General features: G+C 56.3%; 19 protein-coding genes. 4 read left to right on the top strand and 15 right to left on the bottom strand.

Annotated elements, in window-relative coordinates; all coding sequences use genetic code 11:
• Nucleotides 1-64 precede the first annotated feature (64 nt).
• Together pgeF and rluD are read right to left on the bottom strand one after the other, a co-directional pair.
• Nucleotides 65-802, bottom strand: coding sequence for a peptidoglycan editing factor PgeF (gene pgeF / locus EP166_RS09435; protein ID WP_127556566.1), 738 nt, complete (start codon nt 800-802; stop codon nt 65-67).
• Complete coding sequence (gene rluD, locus EP166_RS09440) at nt 799-1782, bottom strand: 23S rRNA pseudouridine(1911/1915/1917) synthase RluD (RefSeq protein ID WP_127556567.1); 984 nt, start codon at nt 1780-1782, stop codon at nt 799-801. The genes pgeF and rluD overlap by 4 nt, the downstream gene beginning before the upstream one ends.
• A 65-nt stretch (nt 1783-1847) precedes the next feature.
• Here rluD and EP166_RS09445 point away from each other — a divergent pair, with 65 nt between their 5' ends.
• Nucleotides 1848-2690: an outer membrane protein assembly factor BamD gene (locus EP166_RS09445; protein ID WP_127556568.1), complete on the top strand. Its 843-nt coding sequence runs from the start codon at nt 1848-1850 to the stop codon at nt 2688-2690.
• 11 nt (nt 2691-2701) lie between these two features.
• Here EP166_RS09445 and EP166_RS09450 read toward each other — a convergent pair whose 3' ends face one another.
• Complete coding sequence (locus EP166_RS09450; protein ID WP_127556569.1) at nt 2702-4324, bottom strand: NAD+ synthase; 1623 nt, start codon at nt 4322-4324, stop codon at nt 2702-2704.
• Between the two features lie 164 nt (nt 4325-4488).
• On the opposite strand from EP166_RS09450, the gene EP166_RS09455 reads away from it, so the two are divergent.
• From EP166_RS09455 to EP166_RS09465, 3 genes are all read left to right on the top strand, one after another.
• Nucleotides 4489-6063 carry a two-component system sensor histidine kinase NtrB gene (locus tag EP166_RS09455; protein ID WP_164743888.1) on the top strand — a complete coding sequence of 525 codons (1575 nt, stop codon included), beginning with the start codon at nt 4489-4491 and terminating at the stop codon, nt 6061-6063.
• 8 nt (nt 6064-6071) lie between these two features.
• Nucleotides 6072-7442, top strand: coding sequence for a sigma-54-dependent transcriptional regulator (locus tag EP166_RS09460; RefSeq protein ID WP_127556571.1), 1371 nt, complete (start codon nt 6072-6074; stop codon nt 7440-7442).
• Nucleotides 7443-7640: 198 nt separating this feature from the next.
• The gene (locus EP166_RS09465; RefSeq protein ID WP_127557903.1) at nt 7641-8213 is read left to right on the top strand and encodes a GspH/FimT family pseudopilin; all 573 of its coding nucleotides are present in this window, start codon (nt 7641-7643) and stop codon (nt 8211-8213) included.
• A 24-nt stretch (nt 8214-8237) separates the two neighbouring features.
• Here the strand turns inward: EP166_RS09465 and EP166_RS21625 are convergent, their stop codons facing one another.
• The 12 genes from EP166_RS21625 to murJ all read right to left on the bottom strand — a co-directional run bounded on the left by EP166_RS21625 (nt 8238) and on the right by murJ (nt 22834).
• A complete protein-coding gene (locus EP166_RS21625; RefSeq protein ID WP_127556572.1) occupies nt 8238-8663 on the bottom strand; it encodes a type IV pilin protein in 426 nt (141 codons plus the stop codon).
• 89 nt (nt 8664-8752) lie between these two features.
• Nucleotides 8753-12574, bottom strand: coding sequence for a pilus assembly protein (locus EP166_RS09475; RefSeq protein ID WP_127556573.1), 3822 nt, complete (start codon nt 12572-12574; stop codon nt 8753-8755).
• A gap of 64 nt (nt 12575-12638) precedes the next feature.
• The gene (locus EP166_RS09480) at nt 12639-13178 is read right to left on the bottom strand and encodes a pilus assembly PilX family protein (RefSeq protein WP_127556574.1); all 540 of its coding nucleotides are present in this window, start codon (nt 13176-13178) and stop codon (nt 12639-12641) included.
• Nucleotides 13179-13181: 3 nt separating this feature from the next.
• Complete coding sequence (locus EP166_RS09485) at nt 13182-14306, bottom strand: PilW family protein (protein ID WP_127556575.1); 1125 nt, start codon at nt 14304-14306, stop codon at nt 13182-13184.
• Nucleotides 14303-14764 (bottom strand): type IV pilus modification protein PilV, encoded by a 462-nt coding sequence (gene pilV / locus EP166_RS09490; protein ID WP_164743889.1) that lies wholly within the window; start codon nt 14762-14764, stop codon nt 14303-14305. The genes EP166_RS09485 and pilV overlap by 4 nt, the downstream gene beginning before the upstream one ends.
• A gap of 23 nt (nt 14765-14787) precedes the next feature.
• Entirely contained in the window at nt 14788-15282 is a 495-nt protein-coding gene (locus tag EP166_RS21485; RefSeq protein ID WP_127556577.1) for a GspH/FimT family pseudopilin, read from the bottom strand.
• A gap of 202 nt (nt 15283-15484) precedes the next feature.
• Nucleotides 15485-16432, bottom strand: a complete 948-nt coding sequence (gene ispH, locus EP166_RS09500; protein WP_127556578.1) for a 4-hydroxy-3-methylbut-2-enyl diphosphate reductase — start codon at nt 16430-16432, stop codon at nt 15485-15487.
• A complete protein-coding gene (fkpB, locus tag EP166_RS09505) occupies nt 16422-16865 on the bottom strand; it encodes an FKBP-type peptidyl-prolyl cis-trans isomerase (protein ID WP_127556579.1) in 444 nt (147 codons plus the stop codon). Before fkpB ends, ispH begins: the two co-directional genes overlap by 11 nt.
• 36 nt (nt 16866-16901) lie before the next feature.
• Nucleotides 16902-17393, bottom strand: coding sequence for a signal peptidase II (gene lspA, locus EP166_RS09510; RefSeq protein ID WP_220432536.1), 492 nt, complete (start codon nt 17391-17393; stop codon nt 16902-16904).
• Nucleotides 17394-17420: 27 nt separating this feature from the next.
• Entirely contained in the window at nt 17421-20243 is a 2823-nt protein-coding gene (gene ileS / locus EP166_RS09515) for an isoleucine--tRNA ligase (RefSeq protein WP_127556580.1), read from the bottom strand.
• On the bottom strand, nt 20240-21166 hold the full coding sequence (locus EP166_RS09520) for a bifunctional riboflavin kinase/FAD synthetase (RefSeq protein WP_127556581.1): 927 nt from the start codon (nt 21164-21166) through the stop codon (nt 20240-20242). Before EP166_RS09520 ends, ileS begins: the two co-directional genes overlap by 4 nt.
• A 108-nt stretch (nt 21167-21274) precedes the next feature.
• The gene (gene murJ, locus EP166_RS09525) at nt 21275-22834 is read right to left on the bottom strand and encodes a murein biosynthesis integral membrane protein MurJ (protein ID WP_342775618.1); all 1560 of its coding nucleotides are present in this window, start codon (nt 22832-22834) and stop codon (nt 21275-21277) included.
• Nucleotides 22835-23164 lie beyond the last annotated feature (330 nt).

A 23164-nucleotide genomic window follows, 5' to 3' on the forward strand; every position in this document is an offset into this window, starting at 1 on the left:
CTTAATAACAAGCGCTTGAAATTTGAACAGTTGACCCGGATCAGTTTTTGTTAAAATTTTGGGCTCAGGTAGATGGAGTGCTGCGCCATATCACGTTGACCATACGCCCCGTGGTGCCATCACGCCGGTAGGAATAGTAATGCTCGGCATCGTTAAAGGTGCAGGCCTGGGTGCGGTAGACGGCGGGGACCCCTGCTTCCTGGAGCCAAAATTCAGCCAGTTGCGACAAATCAGCCAGCCATTTACCCGGCGAACCAGCCGGTTTGAAACAGCGTTGCGCGCCCGGCCAGTCGGAAAAGGCTTCAACCACATCCATGCCGACTTCGAAAGCCTCCGGGCCAATGGCAGGGCCGAGCCCACAGCGCACCCGGGTCGGATCCTTAAATTGCTGCAATGTTTCGCTGAGAACTCCCGCCGACAACCCCCGCCAGCCAGCATGGGCAATAGCCACCCGGGCACCGTCATCCTGCCAGAAAAACACGGGTAAACAGTCGGCTGTCATCACGGCGGCGGCAATACCGGGCTGGGATACTGTGGCAGCATCGGCCTCAGTGCCTTCTGTAGCCGTTTCTGCCTCGACTACCCGGGTACCATGCACCTGAGACAGCCAGCAGATATGCTCACAACCAGCCATTTCCGCTAACAGATCGGCCCGGTTCGCTTCCACAGCGGCGGTTGAGTCGCCGACATGATGCGCCTGGTTATTGCTGCTGAAAGGGCCCTCGCTGTGCCCGCCCTGGCGAGTCGTCCAGCCCAGTTGCACTGCATTGGGCACCGGCCACAAGGGCCTTTCCATGGTCATAATTCGTCTTCATCCACCTCACCTTCGTGATCCGCCTCAAGCAGCGCCAGCAAATCGAGCATGTCATCGGGTGTGTCGGCTTGCCAGGCCATGCGCTCGCCGGTACGAGGGTGAATTAATTCAAGTTGTGCGGCATGCAGTGCCTGGCGTTCAAACTGACGCAAGGCTTCCGATACCGCTCGTGTTACGCCCTTGGGGAGGCGTTTGCGACCGGCATACACCGGATCACCCACTAAAGGATAGCCGATGTGTGCCATGTGCACCCGAATCTGGTGTGTGCGGCCGGTTTCCAGCTTGCATCGAATGAAAGTGTGGTTGCGAAAGCGATCGGTGACCCGGTAATGCGTGGTGGCTTCTTTACCGGTAGGCGTCACCGCCATCTTGGTGCGAGCCGTGGCATGTCGGCCTATCGGCTCATTCACACGACCGCCGCCCGTCATGGTGCCGGTGACCAGCGCCTCGTACTCCCGGCCCATGGTGCGGTCCTGCAGTTGGTTCACCAGGCTGGTGTGCGCGGCCAGATTCCGGGCGACCACCATCAGGCCGGTGGTGTCTTTATCGATGCGGTGCACAATGCCCGCACGAGGTACCGACTTGAGTTCCGGATAGCGATACAGCAGGCCGTTCAGCAGGGTACCGCCCGGCGTACCGGCCCCAGGGTGCACGACCAGGCCGGCAGGCTTGTTGATGACGATAAGGTCTTCGTCTTCATAGACAACATTCAACTCTACGGGTTCAGCTTCCCAACGCTCTTCATCGATCAGAACGGCCTTCAGGCTAAGGGTTTCACCGCCAATCAGTTTGTCCCGGGGTTTTCGTACCTGGCCATTTACCAGGACTTGACCTTCCTTGATCCATTGCTGAATCCGCGAGCGGGAATACTCGCTGAACAGGCTTGCCGCGACCTGATCGAGCCGCTTCTGGCCCATTTCGAGCGGTACTGTTTTGCTGTCTTCCAGCGTCTGGGGGGAATCGGTCATTGGAGCCCTTGGGTGCCTGTGGTTACAATAGCCGCCTATTGTACTTCAAGGGCCGGACCCAACGCATGTTTCACCGTCATTCTGCAACATTCAATTGGCCAGCACTGGTATCGATTCTCCTGCTTTCCCTGACACTGGGAGGCTGCAGCCTGTTCCAAACCAACAATCAGGAATCCGAGCAGGCGCTCTATGAGCAGGCATCGGGGCATTTGGAGAACCGCAACTACACGCTCGCAATCGATACCCTGGAGCAACTGGAGAGCCGCTTTCCATTTGGCCGCTATGCAAAACAGCTGCAACTGGATTTGATGTATGCCCGCTACATGAGCAACGACCACGCCCAGGCCCTGCTCGATGCCGATCGCTTCACACGGTTGAACCCGGACCACCCGAATGTCGACTACGCCTGGTACCTCAGGGGCATGAGCTACTACAAGTTGTACGAACAGAACGCGGGTATCACGGGCCGTGGTGACCTCGCCCTGCGTTCTCAAGCTCAGGGTGAAAGTGCGTTTGAAGCGCTTGGGCAGTTTCTGCAGCGCTTCCCGACCAGCGAGTATCGTGAAGACGCCACCGATACGATGATTATTCTGAAAGACGCCCTGGCCCGTCATGAACTGATTGTCGCCGACTACTACATGCGTCGTGATGCCTGGGTAGCTGCCGCCGAACGGGCTCAGGTCGTACGCCAGCATTACCCGGGCGTCAGTGCCCAGGGTGATGCGCTGGTGGTGTTGATTGAATCTTATAACCAGCTCGGCCTGCCGGAAGATCGGGCGCTGGCGCTGGAGGCTCTGCAACGCGACTACCCGGGGCATGCCACCCTGGCCAGTGGCGACTACGAATCCCCCTTCCTGCAGCAGGACCGCTGGTGGCTTAAGATTCTGACACTGGGCTTCTTTAGCTAATGAACAGTGCGCTAGCGGCCCGGTTTCCAGCCATGTGTTAGCGGATAACGCCGGTCAGTACCGAAACCTCGGCGGGTGACCCTCACACCCTCAGGTGCCTGCTGGCGTTTGTACTCGTTGCGGTCAATCAATCGAATGACCCGTTCGGTTTCTGCTGCATCAAAGCCTGCGTTCACGATGGTATCGAGGCTTTCATCCCGTTCGACGTAGCGCTCGATGATGGCGTCCAGAATGTCATAGGGTGGCAGGCTGTCTTCGTCTTTCTGGTCTGGCGCCAGCTCAGCCGAGGGCGGCCGGGTGATCACCCGCTCCGGTATCACCCGGCTGCGAGCGTTGCGCCAGTTCGAAAGCTTGTACACCCAGGTCTTGGGCACGTCTTTTAGCGCATTGAAGCCGCCGCACATATCACCGTAGAGGGTGGCGTAGCCTACCGCCATCTCACTCTTGTTGCCCGTGGTCAGCACCATGGCGCCCAGTTTGTTCGACAGCGCCATCAGGAACAGGCCCCGCATGCGCGATTGCATGTTCTGCTCGGTGGTATCGACATCACGCCCCTCGAACAGCGGGCTAACCGTCTGAAGCGCCGCCTCATAGGCCGACCCGATGGGTAACACGTCGTAACGAATGCCCAGCAAGTCAGCCTCGGCCCGGGCATCTTCCAAACTCATTTCTGCGGTGTAGGTGTAAGGCATCATCACCGCATGTACCCGGTCTTTGCCAAGTGCATCGACAGCAATGGCGGCACTCAGTGCCGAGTCTATGCCGCCAGACAACCCTAGCACTACCCCCGGAAACCCATTGCGGTTGACGTAATCGGCCAGGCCCATCACCAGCGCCTCGTAAAGCGCCTCTTCATTGTCCAGTACGGGCACCTTGGAGGGTTCTGCCACTTGCCAGCCGCTCTGGGTTTGGTGCAGGTCGACACAGGTCAGCGCCGGTTCGAATTCCGGCAACATCACGGCAATCTCACCATCGCTCTGGGTAATGAAGGACCCGCCGTCAAAAACCAGTTCATCCTGACCCCCAAGATGATTGACATAGAGGGTCATCGCGCTGAAGGCCTTCGACACCCGGGAAACCTGAGCATGACGTTCGGGCAGACGACCAATGTGATAGGGGCTACCGTTGATGTTGATGTTGATTTCCGCGCCGGCCTCGGCGGCCCGGCGGGCTGGTCCGTCGTACCAGATGTCTTCGCAAATGGTCAGTGCCAGCCGTGCGCCCTTGTAATCGAACACACAGGTTTCAGTGCCTTTGGTGAAATAGCGCTTCTCGTCGAACACCTGGTAATTCGGCAAATGCTGCTTGCGGTAGTCGGCAATGACCTCCCCCCGGTCGATCAGCATGGCTTTGTTATACAAGGCACCCTGCTCTCGCTCCGGGTAGCCCACCACAATACCGATCGGCAATGCAGCGGCCTTTATCTCGTCCAGTGCGTCATTGATTCGCAACCCAAGGCTCGGGCGCAGCAGCAGGTCTTCCGGTGGGTAACCCGCCAGCGTCAGCTCCGGAAACACGACCAGATCGGCACCCTGGTCTATAGCCGCCTGCGCCCGCTCCAGCACTTTCTGAGTATTGCCGGGAATGTCGCCGACCGGAAACCGATCCTGAACCAGGGCCACACGCAACGTCATTACCTTCTCCACCGATGACTGAGGCCCGCTATTGTCCGGTTTTCACCGGGGCAGAACAAGTCGGGAGCACCGTGTGTTGTTTTCACGGCCTGAAGGGTGTTTATACTGAGCAACTCAAACGGGCCCGCCCATTAGGTACTTTGCGACAGGAAACGCAACCGACAATGATTTTCTCGCCCCAGTACCCAAGCTATCGCCGCCAGCAGATCCTGTTTTACTACGGCATCTACAGGCTGATGCTGGCCAGCGCCCTGAGCGTGCTGGCGCTGATGCCATTAGAGACCATGATGGCTCTGCCCCGGCTAAATGCAGATTCGTTTCTGTATGCCACTCTGACCTATGTGGTCATCTGCATCATCGGTCTGGTGGTAACGGTGCGCGGACAAATGGGCAGCATACCGACCGTGGTCCTATTGCTGACAGACATCCTGATGCAATCGCTGATTCTCCACTACCTAGGTGGCGTGGGCACCGGCTTTGGCAACCTGATGATCGTCAGTGTGGCCATCGGCAGCCTGTTATTGCGGTTTCAGCACAGCATGTTGGTGGCGGCCATGGCGGCCTCCGGCGCCGTCTATACCGAGATTCTGTCGGTTAATACCCTGGGTGAGGATAACCTGCTTCAGGCGGCTCTGCTGGGGGTTGCCTTCTTTGCCGTTACCCTATTGCTGCAATACCTGACGTCACGCGTGCGCTCGACCGAACAACTGGCCCGGGCTCAGGCCGACACCATTCTGGACTTGCGCCACCTGAACGAACTGATCGTCCAGCGGATGCGCACCGGCATCATTGTAACCACCTGGGAAGGGGCCATTCGGCTGATGAACGATGCCGCCAAAGACCTGCTCGGCATGACCGAAAAGCGGGCGTTCTGGCTGCCGCAGCCCGTGCAAAAACGCATGGAAAGCTGGCAGGCAGAACCGACTGAACGCACTGAGCCCTTGCAAATGGACAAAGACCACCCCCTGGTACAGTTAAATTTTGCCCCGCTGCAAGACAGCCCAAAATGCGATCTGATCATTTTCATTGAAGACACCGGACGAGTGCAGCAGCAAGCCCAGCACTTGAAACTCGCCTCGCTGGGCCGGTTAACGGCGTCCATTGCACATGAAATTCGCAACCCACTGGGCGCAATCAGCCATGCCTCCCAGTTACTCGCCGAGAACCCCTCGCTCGATGAAGGCGACCAGCGGTTGCTTAGCATCGTCCGCAATCACAGCAACCGCATTAACACCATCATCAACAACATCCTGGATATGTCGCGACAACTGAATCTGCAGCTAGAGCCTATCTACCTGCGCGAATTTCTGGACGATTGCCTGAGCGAGTATTGCCAGGGCCACCTCAAGTCGGACAACATCGACATAAAAGGAGACCCGGACATCCGGGTTCGAATCGACCCCAAACGCATGATGCAGGTGGTCATCAACCTGGTCGACAATGGGCTACGCTATAGTGAACTCAGAACCGGTTCACGGAAAGTCGCTATTCAATTGGGTAAACTGTCAGATACCGAGCAACCGTTCATGGACATCAGGGACTTTGGCCCGGGCATTCCCGAAGACCAGTTAAAGCATTTGTTCGAGCCGTTTTACACCACCGAAGCCACTGGAACCGGCCTGGGTTTGTACATTGCCAAAGAATTGTCCGAAGCCAACCGCGCCCGGCTGTTCTATACCGGCGATGAAAATGGCGCTTGCTTCCGAATCCTTTTTGCGCACGCTGCTGTACAGGAGTAAATACCAACATGGCCAATCAACGCGTCCTGATTGTCGATGACGAACCCGACATTCGAGAACTGCTTGAACTGACCCTGATGCGCATGGGCCTGGACACCCTCAGCGTGCCGGATCTTAAGTCTGCCATCCGTCAGATCGACCAGCACGCCTACGATCTGTGCCTGACCGACATGCGTCTGCCCGATGGCAATGGGTTAGAGCTGGTAAAATACATTCAACACAAGCGCCCTGATACGCCCGTGGCGATGATCACGGCTCACGGCAACATGGAATTGGCCATTGATTCCCTAAAAGCCGGCGCCTTCGATTTCGTATCCAAGCCGGTCGAGATTGATCGTTTGCGTGCCCTGGTTAACCAGGCACTGAAAATCAGCAACACACCCTCTAGCCAAGCCTCACCCGCGCAAGCCGTGCCCACCATGGTGGGTGAATCCGAAGCGATGACACACCTGCAAAGCAAGATTCGAAAGCTTGCTCGCAGCCAGGCACCTGTGTTTATTCAAGGCGAATCGGGCACCGGTAAAGAGTTGGTTGCCCGTCAGATACACGCACTGGGGCCACGTTCTGAAGGGCCCTTCGTACCGGTTAACTGCGGCGCCATCCCCAGTGAACTGATGGAAAGCGAATTTTTTGGTCACAAGAAAGGCGCGTTCACCGGGGCTTCTGAAGACAAGGCTGGCTTTTTTCAGGCCGCCAACAATGGCACCCTCTTTTTGGATGAAGTGGCCGACCTCCCTCTGGCCATGCAGGTCAAACTGCTGCGCTCGATTCAGGAGAAAAAGATTCGCTCCATCGGCAGCCAGCAGGAAACCGATGTTGATGTTCGCATACTCAGCGCGACGCATAAAAACCTCGATGCCCTGGTCGCCTCGGGCGAATTCCGACAAGATCTGTTCTACCGCATCAATGTGATCAACCTGCCGGTGCCCGCCCTGCGCGAGCGCACCAGTGACATCCCGCTCCTGTGTCAGCGCATTCTGATCCGTATTGCCGAATCCTACGAGCTGACACCAGCACGGCTCGACAAAGCGGCTGAGAACGCTCTGATGAATTACCCCTTTCCCGGTAACGTTCGAGAGCTGGAAAACATACTGGAGCGAGCCTACACCTTGTGTGAAGACGACCGTATTGGCCTGCGCGATCTGCAACTGGACCAGACGCCCGCAGCCGCCATTTCTGGGGTCAACGGAAATGGCAACGGCGAACGTTACGCTCGGCCCAGCGACATGAACCTGGAAGACTACCTGATGGAGGTTGAGCGGGAAGTGGTTGAACAGGCCCTGGAAGAAACCCGGTGGAACCGGACCGCAGCCGCAAAACGCCTGGGCATTACTTTTCGGGCTTTGCGATATCGGTTGAAGAAATTGGGCTTGGATTAACGCTGCAAAAGGCTGCCTTTGCCGTTCTTTGCGATCATTATCACAACAATGACGGCCGTCGATTGACTCCCTTTCTTACCTTTTCCTATTCTGGCGATATTGCTTAAGGATTAAGCAATAAGTCACCTCCACGCTTGGCGATGCCTATGCAAACACCGGGCTTGGGGCCATCATACACAGGGAAAAGGAAATTACCGTATGCAACCGCGTAAGGGTAACGCCGGTTTTAGTATCATCGAACTCATGATCTCACTGGCCGTGCTGGTCATCATCGCCGGGATGGCAACCGCCAACTGGCAAGGTACCATTGAGCGGCATCTGGCACGGCAAACCAAACAGGAATTACGCACGCTGTTCCAGGTAGCCCGCCACACGGCCATCAACCGCCGCCAACTGACCACCTTTTGCCCATTAGATGCCGCCAATGTCTGCAGCAACGACTGGGACCAACCGATCTCCGTCTTTATCGACCCGGGCAGCCTAAAAGTACTGGCCCAACCGGATTACCTGATACGGACCTTCAAAGCGATGCCCAACGGCACCCTCATCGCCAGTCATTCAGGGCCTCAGGAGCGACGCTACTTTCAGTTCAACCCAGACGGCACCGTTCACGGTACCATTGGCAACCTGACCTGGTGCCCGGAAAGCTTGATGGCTGAGCGTGGGGTGCATGTGATTGTGAACTTCGGAGGCCGCATTCGCTGGGCGAAAGACCGCTCTGGTGATGGGGTTGTGGAAAAGGCTTCAGGCCAGCCGATTAGCTGTGCCTGAGACCTCGAACATCTGTCAGAGCAATTATATCCAGCCGACCTCTACACCCTGATTATTTAAGGTCAGTGTCCCGCAAGCGCCGCCATTCGCAACAGTACGGATACGTGCAGTCGGGGTGGCTGTTAATGTAAAGGACGTGGCGTCTGCGGCCAATGTTATGTCGAACGCAGCCTCTGCTGCGGTCGCATCGTCAGGGGAGCGCGTGAACGGAAGATCCGGGACTTCGGGTGGGTCTTCTGTTAAATCCAAATAATTGAAATTGGCCGCATAACGCCGTTCCATCCACTGAGCCAACTCCATCAAATCAGCTTGAGCGTCCGTGCATTTGGAACGTTCAACATAACTGGTATAGGACGGCACTGCTATAACGGCAATAATGGCCACGATAGCCACCACAATCATAATCTCAATCAGACTGAACCCGCCTGAAACGCTCTTTTCACTGCCCATTGAACCACCTTAAAAAGTCACTGGCTATCCCCAAGCAACAGACCCCTGGTAAAACTCAGAGCTCTGTTGCACTGCATCAATACCTTTCTCTACCGCAATTGTTCCCAGGCCTGCCGGCCTCTGGATCGGGTACCTGCTTCAGGTATCGAAATCAGGTCGCCCGAGCTACCACTGATGACCTTCACTTCGTCGTCATCGCCTGAACCGGTCGGGTCGACGCCAGTGATAACGGCTGGCGTGTTGATGATGCCTACCTCCGGGTCAAAGCCAGAGGTTGGCACCCATATCGGGTCATCTTCTGTCCCGATGTTAACGAAGTCGTCTTCATTGAACTCTTCGTCTTCATCCAGGTCAAACACGGAGTAGCTCAGTCGGCCCCCATTTTCCATTTCAAGTTCCATCAGCCAGCTGTTACCCCCAAATGCACAGGGGTCTGCGTCAGGAATCAGTGTTGGAAAAATAACCCTATCGCCGCGAACAATGGCACGCGCTACGACTCGCTCACCCGTCGTAGTGTTCGAACCGCCTTCGGAAGCAGCCCAGATCAGCGGTAAGTACCAGCCTTCGTCACTTTCTTCTATTTCCTCATCGCTAACAACCCGGAAGCGACGGCCTTCAGGACCACCAAAGCTTCCTTCCAGCTCGATGCGCTGCTCAAGCAAATCAGCCAGGTCATCGATCGGCTCTCCCCGGTCGATAATGCCATAGAAACGCTCAATTGGAGGACCGTTATCGACGATGTTTTCGCCCACCCGGATAAAACTGCCGGTACCAAAAAACACCATGTGTTCTTTATTTTCATTAAAAGCCGAAGTCAACTGGGCGGTAATCGGCCGACCGTTCGGCTCGGTAAACAGAGGGTCAATCGTATTGGCATTGGGTTTAAGATCAGAGGGCGCGTCCCAAGCATCCGGGTTAGTGCCATCCAGATCGATACGCCACAGTTTACCTTCGGTATCTCCCACGTAGATACGGTCAGCGACACTGTTGCTAGTGAGGTCAACAACCAGCGGTGAGCCCAGTTCACCACTGTTTCCAAGTTCGATGGTGCGAATGATAGAGCCGTCGTTAACATTCAAGATCCAGATATAACCGCTACGATCAACCGTTGGGTCATCGTGATAACCACTGGTAACTACAACGCCGAACTGACCCGATGGCAACGCAACGACGGCCGGCTGCTGAATGGTATAACCCATGTTTGGGTGCGAAAACTCCCACATGACATCACTTGCGGTGAAATTTTCCGGATCAGTTACGTCCAACGCAAATACGCTTTTGCCACCCGCGCCTGTAGTGCCTACGGCCAGCGTTGCCCACTCGCTGCCCATCCAGGCGTCTGCAATACGTGGCGTGCCGTCGACATAGTATCGGTGCGCGTAACCTGGCAGGGTCAACCGATACAGGTTGTTGTAGATGCTCGATGGCACGAACGCGAACAACTCTTCACCGCCATTATCCGGATCGGCATCAAACGCATGCAGCATGCCATCGTTTGCACCCACCATCACAATAGGGGATCTGCTGGCGGTATCTGTACGGAAATCGGCATAGCTGGTGGCGCCAACGCTCGAAAACGCATCGATATTCCCCAGCGAGCCGTAGCCAAAGTTGGCATTGTGCGAAAATTGCGGGTTGGAGTTGATGATGTCTCCCAACAACGTATCGCGACGACGGAAGGGTTTACTCTGATCTTCCTGTGTCTGTTCTTTGGCTGTATCACCACGCAGATAATTCAGACGATCCTGAGCAAAAGCCACGGTTGAGAGCGTTGCGTCCGGTTGTGCACGCAAGGCGGCTTTTTGAAGGTCCGTTAGGTTATCCCACATAAACTCAGTTCCAGTAAACGCCCGGTATTCACCATCCGCGTCGCCGCCGGTTTGCTCAACCAAATGATCGATGGTGAAAATATTCCGGTTGGCGGCTGTTGGCAGTTCTTCACTTGCCACCCAGGCTGGCTCGGTCTCAACGAGCCCATCATCCTGAATTTTAAACGCTGCCAGCTCCCCACCCCAACGCTGGCTGTTAAACGAGCCCTGGAACACAGCAGTATCGGTATCGAGTCGGGTTGAGTTGGCCGCTACGGCCGCTGATGAACTTTTCAGTTCATCGCCAATGTTGGAAAAGGCTTCACGAAGACTCTCGACCATCGCATCGGCTTCGCCTGCAAGATAATAATTATCGGGCCTTGGGGAATTCAAACCGGCAGGGGTGTCTCCATTTGAGTGCCACCAGGCTTCCTCCAGCGTAGTCACAGTGTCTGGATCAAAATCCTCAGGAACGCGAAAGCCACCATATTTGGTTGCCAGGTAGTATTGGTTTCCTGTTCCGCTTCTTAATACCTGGTTTTCCAACACATCCACCCAATGCGTTGACGCTGTCTGCATGCCCGGCAGGTCAGGTCGCATATCCCTGACATGATTGTTCCATGCCAGCCCAGCCATATAAGCCGAGTTTGCTCGGCCATTGAAACTGTTGGTATTACCGATGTTGCCAATCCCTTCAATTTGCCCAACGCGATTGGTTTCGGAAACCACGTTAACGGTGGCATCCGCACTCAGCTCTCCTGGCATGGCAGGCTCGTCCTGACGGAATGCGGTATTACCTGGCAAGTTCTTATCGTCATGCGTGTTGGTATCACCGATACCTAAGAATACGTTGGCCTGACAGGCATATTGAATAGGATCTTCCCAGTCTGTAATCACCGGAAAACTGTCGTGCCACTGCTCTCTGGTCGCCAGGTTGGCGCCTCCCATATTACTGTACGCACTGACATTACCTTGATTTTTCAAATAGCGGGTCGCCGTATAAAACAGCTCACTGACCGGGTCATTGCCCTTGTTGTTTCCCGTATTAAGCTGACCAAATTTGTTAATGTAATTGATCACACCGCTATTCACGATCGATACACTGTTGTCTGCAGCATCGTCGGGGTCGGGATTCTGAATAAAAATGCCGGTATCCGGATCCCACTCAGTGGCCTCGTTATCAACAAAGCCAGTACCAGCTTCCAGGCGACGTGGACCAACATATTTCTGACGGGCCCGAAGCACACCGCCATCCCGTAAACTGCCACTGTCATTGAGGTACCCAAAGACACTGAATCTGATGTTCTCGGCATCCTGCTGAATCAGCCCCTCAGGTTTCCAGTTGTCTCCATACTGCTTACAGTTTTCTTCAACGCCAACGGATTCGTCACAGACGCTTACCCGTACCGACATTTCATACCCCCGGTTAACATAGGGGTTATCAACACCTGGTCGGTAATCAGTGGGGCTATTGTTGTAATTATTGTTATTCAAGCTGAAACGCATTTCAGTGCCCATACCGCTTATCCGGACACGTATGCGATCTGCCGAGAAAGGGGTCGCCCCCTCAATCTCAGCATCGGCCGTCAGATCACGGATTGGGTATATATTCCCCTGACCGGGATGTCTTGCCTTTTCCAGCCAGGTTTCTGTTTCAGTATCCTTTACACGGAGCCCACCAGTTAAAACTTTCCGGAAGGGGTCAATCGTTTGAGTGGCGGCCCAATTGAGAAAGTTCCCGCTCCACTCTCCATTACCTGAGCACCGACGATCACTGGTAATACTGTTGGGTCTGAAATACCTTTCCGATTCTGTGGCACTATAAACGTAGACATAGCACTTATTTGAATCAAAGTAGCCCGTGAATTCATTGGCTGCGGTATAGGTATTGTTTTGATTGGCCACACTCTCAATCGTCGGCCACTCTACTGAAGGCACCAGCAGCATATTACCGGGGATACCACCGCCACCCAGAAACAAGGGTTCCTGAGCGATATCGGCCTGCGCCATGCTTGAAGCAGTCGCGCAGACAAGCCCAACAGCCAAGCCTTGCAGCAGACCCGAGGTTTTCGGAAATGATGAAGACAGCATTGAAACGTTCATAGTGCTAACCCTCTGCGTGCCCGGGGTACCATGCCCCCGAGCGATGAATTCTGAAATATGAAAGCTACTGGTTACGAAACACACTGCTGACCACCACCACCGAGTCGTCAGTACCACCAAAGCCGCGCGCCGTTATTCGGTAAAACGATACAGGGGGCTTGGCCGTCCCTATTTCCGTCTCCGTACCGGGTGGCGTAATGCCAATTCGCTCGATAAAGTATTGCGGTTGCCGCGCTACTGAAGCCAATTCGGGGGTCAGTTCGAACGCACCCGTCGCCGCAACGGATGCTGCAGGCCCAAGCCAATCGGGTACTGCCGCATTATTGATATCGTAGAGCCCATTAGAATTGGTGATGGTATTTGGTGGGGTAGTGACCAAAAACCGCTCACCGGCTCTGAGTGCGGCCTCCGCTGCCTGAAATGCCAGCTCCCGATCATGCAAATTGGCGGACATCCGTTCCTGAAGAATGGTGCTGCGCAATCCACCAATCGCGAGCAAACTGATGATCAGTAGCATGATCAGTGAAATGACCAGTGCGCTGCCTGTTTGCTCTTGAATCGCGTTAGTTTGCACGATCGTTCTCGACTGCAGGGTATTCATCATTTATTACTCCAGCCGGTTGCGAATGCCGACGGTCAGGTTACCCACCATGCGGGCGCGGTCATCTGCTTCGGTCGTTATCTGAGTGCCAAGCAGGTTATACACACGGGCAACTGGGGCTTCACCCTCCTCCCGACCGCCGTCCTGCACCCCGTCATCACTGCGTAACAACAAGCCTATACGTACACTGGCTACATCTGCCCAGTTAGCGACGGTGTCAGCGGACACGTAATTCACCACCGTCTCACCACCGGGGTTGGTGACACCGTACAATACCTGCATGTTTTCAATTCCTTCGACCAATTCAACATCGCCAAACGGGTCACCTGCATCCAGTCGACGCATGAACAGTGAGGGGTCACCCGAAACGCCAGTGCCAATGAAAAAGGCAGTACTGGTAAACTCATAGATGGTTGCCTGATTGTCGTATGTCGCGTTAAATCCATTATTCACCGGCGTTTGATTGCCGGGATCCTGACCACTCCCTTTGGTGAGTGACGCAGAATTAGCTGCATTGGTTTTTTGAAAGATATCGCCGCCTGAACAGTCACTGGTCACCGCCATAATGATCTTTCCAGCCGGTATCCCACTGTTTCCATCGGTCACGATGGTATTGGCGTTTGCTCCCGGGTTGCCAGTCAGCGTAACGTTCGCTACCGAGGCGTTATTCACCACAATTACGTCAGAGCCGGGTAGTACACTGCCGTTCAAAGCAGCAGGTAGCAGTGCACCTGCAGTGGCTTGGGTTAAGTTTGCGGCACTGGCAAAGTCATCGTTGGTATATGCGTCCCCTAAGTCAGTGCCAGCCGCTTCCCAGCCAGCGACAGGTTGCCCACCGTAGATGGAAGCGTCGTAGGTTCCTCCGGTACTGAGGTTATTGAATGGCTGCCCTATCAAGCACCCCTTATAACCGGCCATACGGGTCTCATACTGCAAACGACCCACCGCAAATCGCATGTTTTCCTGCATGTTCGACAAACTGTCACTTAACTGATAGGTCTGACTGGAGTTAGTGAATACCTGAAATACCCCTGCGGACAGAACCAGACCCAATACCAGAGCAATCATCAATTCGACCAGCGACAACCCTCGTTGCTTGCCTTTAGGACGCGATTGGAATGGTCTGTTCATAGTTGCGTCCTCACCATCACGCTGTCTTCTACGTTGTTTGCACTGCGGTTCCAATCGACCGTTACCGTCATCCGGTTGCTTGCACTGACGAACGCAATACTGGCGTCAGCATCCGGCAGTAAACAGGCGAGGCTGTTTAACCACTCAGCCATGTCGTTTTGTGCCACAGTCAGGGTGGCGTTATAGGCAAGCGCTAGATTGCAGGCACCCACATTGCCACCCGCAACAGGTGCAAGAGCATAGTCGGCTCGATTGTCGCGATTTGCACGCGCACGCTCGACAATATCATTCGCCAGAAACACGGCCTGGCTACGGCTCATCGAGCCATTGGTCATACGCATGCCATTGGTTTGCATGGAGGCCAGGCCTAACAGGCCGATGGCCAGAATCAATACTGCAATCAGCACTTCGACAAGGCCGATCCCGCCCTGTTGGGTAGCTCCACTCAGGTGTCTCATGTTAGGAATTCTATTAGAAGGATTCATGTGCAGGCCCCCCGTACCACAACAGACCGTCCACCGATCCCCACCTGCACAGACCTCTGGCGGTTAGGCGTACCTGCGGTGCAGCCATTGGGTTGCAGGGTAAAGGATGCTTCTGCCCCCTCGGTCGCAAAGGTTGGTAGCGAACGCTGACCGCGGGCATCAAATTCAAACACGGTTGGGCCGCCAAAAGTAACCGCTGCGTTTGTCTCACCTGTTCTTATCTGAGTTGCCGCTGCACAGGCAGCCCCAGTATGCACACACCAGCCATTGGTAAAGCCCCCGGCGGCTGCACTGAACCGTACCGGAACTCCTCGCCGAACCGCCTCACTCCGTGCCGTCTGAACCGCGGACAGCAGCGAATTAGCCTGAGAGGTGACCCGATTGTTTTCGATCACCCCCTGAAAACTGGGCACCGCCATGGTGGCCAGAATGGCCAGGATGCCCAGTGAAATCATCAGTTCTATTAAGGTAAAGCCCTTCTGACTGCTCATAGAAGAATCCACAGATAGATGAAACGTAGCTTAATGGGTTTGTAAACGACGAGTCATCATACCCGACAGACGGTTCAAGCGGCAGGATAAGTGGCCGGGCAGGCGCGGAGATTGCCAACGGGTTCAAACTTTTGACAGGGGTTTTCGACCACTAGTTGCCGCTCCTTGCGAGCGGCGGCCGTTAATCCGGGTAGTTCCCCCTTCAAGCCAGGTGTTTTACCCGCAACTCTTTGGGAATGGAGAAGGTGATGTTCTCCGGAATGCCTTCTAGTTCGACAGGCGCTGTGGCGCCCAGTGCTTTCAGCCCTTCCAGCACCTGACTGACCAGAATGTCCGGTGCCGAAGCGCCAGCGGTTACGCCGATTACTGTGGTTTCGTCGAACCAGGCTGGGTCGAGCTGGGAGGCGTCGTCAAGCAGGTAGGCCTTACAACCCATGCGCTCGGCCAGTTCGCGCAGCCGGTTACTGTTGGAAGAGTTGGGTGAGCCGACGACAAGAACCACATCGCAATCCTGTGCGAGGGTCTTCACGGCATCTTGCCGGTTTTGGGTGGCATAGCAGATGTCGTCTTTGCGCGGGCCCTGAATATGTGGGAAGCGAGTACGCAAGGCGTCGATGATGCGGGCGGTATCGTCCATCGACAGTGTGGTCTGGGTGACGTAGGCCAGGCGCGTTTCGTCGCGCACCTGCATCTGAACGACGTCGTTTTCATCTTCGACCAGGTAGATGGCGCCGCCGTTGGCGTCGTCGTACTGCCCCATGGTGCCTTCTACCTCAGGGTGGCCTTTGTGGCCGATCAGGATGCATTCCATGCCATCGGCGCTGTAACGTGAGACCTCCAGATGCACCTTCGTGACCAATGGGCAAGTGGCGTCGAACACCTTCAGGCCGCGTTTATCGGCTTCCTGGCGCACGGCCTGGGAGACGCCATGTGCCGAGAAAATCACCAGTTGATTGTCGGGTACTTCGTGCAGTTCATCGACAAAGACGGCGCCGCGGTTTCGCAGGTCATCGACCACAAATTTGTTGTGTACGACTTCATGGCGCACGTAGAGAGGGGAGCCATATAGCTCCAGCGCCCGGTTCACGATGTCGATGGCGCGGTCCACGCCGGCACAGAAGCCGCGTGGGTTGGCCAGTTTAATGTCCATCGGTCGCCCCTTTTACCTCGATTATCTCGACTTCGAAGTCCAGCGTCTTACCCGCCAGCGGGTGGTTGAAGTCGACTTCAACGAATTCGTCATCCAGTGTAGCCACCACACCGGGAAGTTCATTCTTGCCGGCATCTTCAAACGACATCACCATGCCCACTTCCAGCGGTTCAGACTGGGCAAAGCGCTCGCGCTTGAATTGTTGGATATTCTGCGGGTTGTGTTGGCCGAAGGCATCTTGCGGCGGTACCTGCACTTTACGACGGTCGCCTGCGCTCATCCCCATCAAATGGCGCTCGAACCCTTCTGGGAGGTTCCCATCACCAATGGTCAGGGTAGCCGGACGGCGATCAAAGGTGCTGTCAACCTGTTCGCCGCTGTCCAGATGCAAGGCAAAGTGCAAGGTAACGGTCGAGTTTTCCTGAATCTGCATAATTGACTACCTGTACGAAAGAGGAGTGCAGCAACGTTACGACTGACCAGAAGCTGCATTTCGCCGGGGCTGGAGCCAGAGCGCGTCGATGATCATCATTATGGCCCCGGCGGTTATGGCAGCATCGGCGACATTAAAGGCCGGGAAATAGCGGCCCTGCCAGTGAAAATGAACAAAATCGACCACATAGCCCAGGGTCAGCCGGTCATGAAGATTGCCCAGAGCGCCGCCGAGAATCAGCGGCAACGTCACAGACAGCCAGCGCTCATGGGGCTTCAACTGTACTGTCCATACCACTAATACGATGCTGACGGCCAAAGCGATGATGGTGAACACCCAGCGCTGCCAGCCACCGGCCGAACTCAGAAAGCTGAAGGCCGCACCCCGGTTGTGCAGCAGGGTAAAGTCGAGAACCGGCAGAATTTCGACCGGTCGACCATATTGCAACATCTGGGTTGCCAGGCTCTTGGTCCACAGGTCCAGCGCCACTACCACAGCGGCAATCAGCAACCAGACCGATTGTTTCATCCTTGCATTCATTGCCATGCCCAGCCCTTACGCAAAGTGGCGCACTTCACCGTCACCATCGACGTTCTCGACACAGCGACCGCACAGCTCAGGATGAGCGGCATGCTGACCAACATCCGGACGCTGGTGCCAACACCGGCCACATTTCGGTTGTTCTGAAGCAGCAACACTGACTTTCAGCCCTTCAAGCTCGGTGGCGTGGGCGGTTTCTGGCGCATCGGCCAAGTTTGCCAGGGTAACTGCGCTGGTCAGCGTGACGAACCGCAGTTCATCACCCAGGGTGGCGAGCACTGACTTCAGGGCATCGTCGCAATAGAGCGTCACTTCCGATTTCAGCGCACCACCTACCCGGCCTTCGTTGCGGGCCAGTTCCAGTACCTTGTTCACGCCTTCTTTAACAGCCTGAACTTCCGACCAGAAGGCAACGCCCATGGGCTCATCGTCGTCCAGCGGTTGCAGGCCGTCGTACCAGGTGTGTTCGAACACCGAAACGCTGCGCTTGCCCGGAATGAACTGCCACAGCTCATCGGCGGTAAAGCTGAGAATCGGGGCGATCCAGCGCACCAGGGCTTCCAGCACGTGGTACAGCGCCGTCTGGCAGCTGCGCCGGGCCAGCGAATCCGCCTGGGTGGTGTATTGGCGGTCTTTAATGATGTCGAGATAAAACCCGCCCATGTCGAGCACGCAGAAGTGATGGATCTTCTGGTAAACCTGCACAAACTGGTAGTTGTCGTATGCGTCCGAGATTTCCTGCTGCAACCGGTAGGCGCGGTCCACAGCCCAGCGATCCAGCGCCAGCATGTCACCCTGGTGCACGCTGTGTTCAGCCGGGTCGAAGCCCTCCAGGTTAGAGATCAGGAATCGGGCGGTGTTGCGGATACGGCGGTACGCATCGGCCGAGCGGTTCAGAATGTCTTTCGACATCGCCATATCGCCGCTGTAGTCGGTCGAAGCCACCCACAGGCGCAAGATGTCGGCCCCCAGAGAGTCGAAAACCTCTTGCGGCTCTATCCCGTTACCCAGCGACTTGGACATCTTGTAGCCCTTCTCATCGACGGTGAAGCCGTGAGTAAGCACTTGCTTGTAGGGCGCGCTGCCGTTGATCGCCACCGCTGTCTTCAGCGACGACTGAAACCAGCCACGATGCTGATCCGAGCCTTCCAGGTACATATCGGCCGGGTACTGGCCCAGTTCTTCGCGCTTGCGCAGTACGGTATCGTGCGTCACGCCCGAATCAAACCAGACATCCAGTGTATCGGTCGCCTTCTCGTAATTAACGGCGTCGTCTCCGAGCAACTCAGCCAGGTCCAGATCCCACCAGGCGTCCATTCCGTCTTTTTCAACACGGGCGGCAACGGCCTCGATCAAACGCGGGGTTTCCGGGTGCAACTCGCCGGTTTCGATGTGGGTCACAAAAGCAATCGGCACGCCCCAGGTGCGCTGACGCGAGATACACCAGTCGGGGCTTTGCTCAAACATGGCTTCGATGCGATTCTGACCCCAGCCCGGCACCCAGCGCACGCCTTTGATGGCGTCCATCGCTTTGGCGCGCAGACCTTCTTTGTCCATGCTGATGAACCACTGCGGTGTTGCCCGGTAGATCAGCGGCGTTTTGGTGCGCCAGCAGTGGGCATAGCTGTGACGGATTTTTTCTTCGTGCAGAAGCCGGCCCTTTTCAGTACAGACTTCCAGGATGTGAGGTTCAACCTTGTAGACGTGCTCGCCCGCAAACAACTCGACGTTGGGACGGTACACGCCCTTGTCGTCCAGCGGGTTCAGCGTCTCGATGCCGTATTTGCCACAGACCACAAAGTCTTCCATGCCGTGGTCGGGCGCGGTGTGTACGCAGCCAGTACCAGCGTCGAGCGTTACGTGGTCACCCAGCAGAATGGGGATATCGCGCTGGTAGAAGGGGTGGTCAAACACCAGGCCTTCCAGTGCCGTACCGGGAACACGCGCCAGTACCTCAATATCACCCAGCTCGGCGCGCGCCACAACGGCTTCAAGTAAGCCTTCAGCCAGAATCAGCCGTGCCGGTTCGCCGTTAAATTGCGTTTGCACCAAAACGTAGTCGAGTTCTGGTCCAACGGAAATCGCCTGAGAAGCAGGCAGCGTCCAGGGGGTTGTCGTCCAGATAACAGCAGAGACTTCGCCTTTGCCTGCGTCGGTGCCAAAGGCTGACAGCACCTTGGCTTCATCCTGAGCGGCGTAGCGCACATCGATGCTGAACGACGTTTTGTCGTGGTACTCCACTTCCGCTTCAGCGAGCGCAGAACCGCCGACAACACTCCAGTAAACCGGCTTGAACCCGCGCACCAGGTGCCCGCTCTCGGCAATTTTGCCCAGGGCACGAATGATGTCGGCTTCGGTTTGGTGGTCGAGCGTCAGATAGGGCTTGTCCCAGCTGCCGAAAATACCCATGCGGATAAATTCCTTGCGCTGACCGTCGATCTGGCCCAGCGCAAACTCGCGGCACTTGGCGCGAAAGGTCTTGAAATCGACCTTGTCGCCGGCGCGACCGATCATGGTCTCGACCTTGTGCTCAATCGGCAGACCATGGCAATCCCAGCCCGGCACATAGGGGGCATCGTAGCCGATGAAGTTTTTCGACTTGATGATGATGTCCTTGAGCATCTTGTTCACAGCGTGCCCAAGGTGCAGATTCCCGTTCGCGTACGGAGGGCCATCATGCAAAATAAACTTGGGGCGACCCGCACTGGCTTCGCGAATTCGCTGGTAAATGCCGTTCTTTTCCCAGTGGGCCAGCATTTCCGGCTCACGCTTGGCCAGGTTACCGCGCATCGGGAAATCCGTATGCGGCAGGTTCAGAGTCGCTTTATAGTCTGTCATGGAGCTCGATCACTTCCGTTTAATGGGGAAAACCAGGCACGAGCGGCCTGGATATCTGCATGAATCTGGTGTTTCAGGGCGTCAAGCGTATCAAATCTTTCTATACCCCGCAGCCTGTGCAGCAGCTGCACATCGAGCCGCTGGCCGTAAAGATCCGGGCTGACATCGAACAGGTGCGTTTCCAGCCAGTACCTCGAATCACTCACCGACGGCTTGGGCCCCAGGTTGGCAACGCCATGCACCCACTCATTATTGAGGCGGGTTTGCGCAACATAAACCCCGGCCATCGCCAGTTTCGGATGAGCCAGCAGCATATTGGCAGTAGGTACACCCAGGGTCCGGCCGAGTTGGCGACCGTAAATCACTCGCCCGCTCAGGGTATAGGGCTCGCCCAGCATGGCGGCCGCCTCACCCAATTCACCGCCACCCAACAACGAGCGTATGGCCGTACTGCTCACCCGCTGGCCATTAATGCGCTGTGAAGGCATTTCAGCGACGTCGAAGTCGTATTGACGCAAAAAAGCAGCATCACCTTTGCGGTCGTTACCGAAGCGGAAGTCATCACCCACCTGTACCCAGCGTGCCCGCAACCCTTTCTGCAGTATCTGCTCCACAAAGTCGGCGGCGGACATGGCACGCAAACGCCGGTCGAACGGCAACACAACCAACTGTTCAACACCCAGCTCGCGGAACCGACGCACCTTATCGGTCAACGACGACAGCCTGGCGGGCGCACCCTCGGGATCGAAGAACTCGCGCGGCTGGGGCTCAAAGGTGACGACGGTCGAGGTCAGCCCGCGTTGCTTCGCCTCCCGCAGCACCTCAGCAATCAGATGCTGATGCCCGAGGTGCACGCCATCGAAACTGCCAATGGTAACGGCGCTGGGCTGACCCAGGCGGTAGGGACTGCGGCTAATGTGCATAAAACGAACCAGGGACAAAACAAGGCCGCGGAGTATACAAAAAACCGTCGCGCCCGTCTTTAAGGAGCCTCTGAATAATTGCCCGTGCGAGCCTCGCTGAAAAAGGACTCAGTGACGCACCTCACGCAACCGCCCCCCGAGCAGGAACCAAAACAGGCTGTAACTGACCAGCCCGGTAACCACCAGCAACCCCGTACGCCACACCCGACCGAAGACGGCCTCCGGGTAGTCAAGCAGCGGCCAGCCAAGCAGCAACCACAAAACCAGTGCCATCGCCACAGAGGCCGCCAGGGCGCGCACCACCGAGCCTCGCCACAGTTCAACACCGGGCAAATCCCCCTGGCGGTGCAGGGTAGTGGCCAGCAGACCGGCGTTGATCCAGGCCGACAACGAGGTGGCCAGCGCCAAGCCAACGTGGGCCAGCGGCACAATCAGAATCAGATTGAATACCATATTCAAAGCCATGGCCCATATGCCAATCTTGACCGGCGTACGGGTGTTTTGCCGGCTGAAAAAAGCCGGTGCCAGAATCTTGATCAGCATAAAGGCAGGCAACCCCAACGCGTAGGCCATTAGGCTCGCGCTGCTCTGCTGCACATCGAATACGGTAAAGGCCTTGTACTGAAACAGGGTAGTCAGCAGCGGCCCGGCAAGCACCAGTAAAGCGGCCATAGCTGGCAGCCCGATCAGCAAAACCACCCGAATCGCCCAGCCCAGCGTCTGCTTAAAGGACTGATGGTTAGACGTCGCCGCACTGTGCGACAGCTTCGGCAGCAATACAGTGGCAATGGCAATGCCGATGACACCGAGCGGCAGCTCCGACAAGCGATCCGAATAATACAACCAGCCCACGGAACCATCTTGCAGCAACGAGGCCAGCACGGTATCCAACAGCAAGTTTATCTGGCTGACCGACACCCCAAACAGAGCGGGAACCATCAGCACACCAATCCGCCGTACCCCGGGATGCCAGCCCAACCGCAGGGGTTGCCAGACCCCAACGGCAATCAGCGACGGCCACAGCCACAACCACTGCAGCAGGCCCGCCAGCATCACACCCCAGGCCAGTCCGGCCATGGGCACATCAAACTGAGGCGTCAGCCAGAACGCCGAGCCAATCAGGCAGAGATTCAGGATCACCGGCGTCACGGCAGGCGCCGCAAAACGACCGTAGGTATTCAGCACCGACTGACCCAGGGCTGTCAGCGCAATGAACCACAAATAAGGAAAGGTCAGCCGCAGAAAGTCAGCCGTCTGGTCCAGCTTAACCCCATCGTCATGAAACCCCGGGGCAAACACCCAGGCCACCAGAGGCGACCCAAGCATGGCAACTACCGTAATAAAGCCAACCACCGACCCCAGAGTCCACTGAGTCGCCGCAACAAGGCGGCGCACGCCGCTATCCCCTTCGGCTTCGCGCACCGAGGCTAGCACTGGAATAAACGCCTGATTAAACGCCCCCTCAGCAAACAGACGCCGCAGAAAGTTGGGGATCTTAAAGGCAACAAAGAAGGCATCCATCGCCCCACCCGTACCAAACAGCACGGCAAAGACGGTATCCCGCACCAAACCAAGCACCCGAGAAAGACCGGTAGCGCCACCCACTATGACGGAGTTACCCAAAATACCTCGGGTCTTGCGACCAGCAACGGCTGGCTGTTTTGGCAAATCAGGCTCTGTTGGTGTAGGCGTCGTCATGAGTGCAAATAAAGGCCAGTAGGCAGTTCAAGAATGGGCGCCAGTCTACCGGATACTGGAAAATGGGTCTTGCGTCTTTTTAGGTGCTTGTAGCCTTTTGCAGTAAGTTCGAAACAACTCCATAGTAAGTGATGGCTGCCGGGTAGGCTTATCCGGGGAAGTTCGCAGCAAGGATGCTGCGATCTAGGCCCCATGGAGGGGTTCACGCCGGCCCCGGATAAGCCTACCCGGTGGCCAGCGCGACCTCCCACCTCCCAATTCAACCTAACCGGAACAACCACCTATGCAACACAGAGGCAC

The organism is Saccharospirillum alexandrii (assembly GCF_004000275.1).
In the GTDB taxonomy this organism is placed as follows: domain Bacteria; phylum Pseudomonadota; class Gammaproteobacteria; order Pseudomonadales; family Natronospirillaceae; genus Saccharospirillum; species Saccharospirillum alexandrii.

Excerpts from the sequence above, each read along its gene's own strand:
- fkpB (WP_127556579.1), bottom strand. The coding sequence starts at position 16,865 with ATGCAGATTCAGGAAAACTCGACCGTTACCTTGCACTTTGCCTTGCAT.
- EP166_RS09475 (WP_127556573.1), bottom strand. The coding sequence starts at position 12,574 with ATGAACGTTTCAATGCTGTCTTCATCATTTCCGAAAACCTCGGGTCTG.
- EP166_RS09450 (WP_127556569.1), bottom strand. The coding sequence starts at position 4,324 with ATGACGTTGCGTGTGGCCCTGGTTCAGGATCGGTTTCCGGTCGGCGAC.
- EP166_RS09455 (WP_164743888.1), top strand. The coding sequence starts at position 4,489 with ATGATTTTCTCGCCCCAGTACCCAAGCTATCGCCGCCAGCAGATCCTG.
- rluD (WP_127556567.1), bottom strand. The coding sequence starts at position 1,782 with ATGACCGATTCCCCCCAGACGCTGGAAGACAGCAAAACAGTACCGCTC.
- EP166_RS09485 (WP_127556575.1), bottom strand. The coding sequence starts at position 14,306 with ATGAACAGACCATTCCAATCGCGTCCTAAAGGCAAGCAACGAGGGTTG.
- ispH (WP_127556578.1), bottom strand. The coding sequence starts at position 16,432 with ATGGACATTAAACTGGCCAACCCACGCGGCTTCTGTGCCGGCGTGGAC.
- EP166_RS09465 (WP_127557903.1), top strand. The coding sequence starts at position 7,641 with ATGCAACCGCGTAAGGGTAACGCCGGTTTTAGTATCATCGAACTCATG.
- EP166_RS21485 (WP_127556577.1), bottom strand. The coding sequence starts at position 15,282 with ATGAGCAGTCAGAAGGGCTTTACCTTAATAGAACTGATGATTTCACTG.
- pilV (WP_164743889.1), bottom strand. The coding sequence starts at position 14,764 with ATGAGACACCTGAGTGGAGCTACCCAACAGGGCGGGATCGGCCTTGTC.
- EP166_RS09460 (WP_127556571.1), top strand. The coding sequence starts at position 6,072 with ATGGCCAATCAACGCGTCCTGATTGTCGATGACGAACCCGACATTCGA.
- lspA (WP_220432536.1), bottom strand. The coding sequence starts at position 17,393 with ATGAAACAATCGGTCTGGTTGCTGATTGCCGCTGTGGTAGTGGCGCTG.
- EP166_RS09445 (WP_127556568.1), top strand. The coding sequence starts at position 1,848 with ATGTTTCACCGTCATTCTGCAACATTCAATTGGCCAGCACTGGTATCG.
- EP166_RS09480 (WP_127556574.1), bottom strand. The coding sequence starts at position 13,178 with ATGATGAATACCCTGCAGTCGAGAACGATCGTGCAAACTAACGCGATT.
- pgeF (WP_127556566.1), bottom strand. The coding sequence starts at position 802 with ATGACCATGGAAAGGCCCTTGTGGCCGGTGCCCAATGCAGTGCAACTG.
- EP166_RS21625 (WP_127556572.1), bottom strand. The coding sequence starts at position 8,663 with ATGGGCAGTGAAAAGAGCGTTTCAGGCGGGTTCAGTCTGATTGAGATT.
- EP166_RS09520 (WP_127556581.1), bottom strand. The coding sequence starts at position 21,166 with ATGCACATTAGCCGCAGTCCCTACCGCCTGGGTCAGCCCAGCGCCGTT.
- ileS (WP_127556580.1), bottom strand. The coding sequence starts at position 20,243 with ATGACAGACTATAAAGCGACTCTGAACCTGCCGCATACGGATTTCCCG.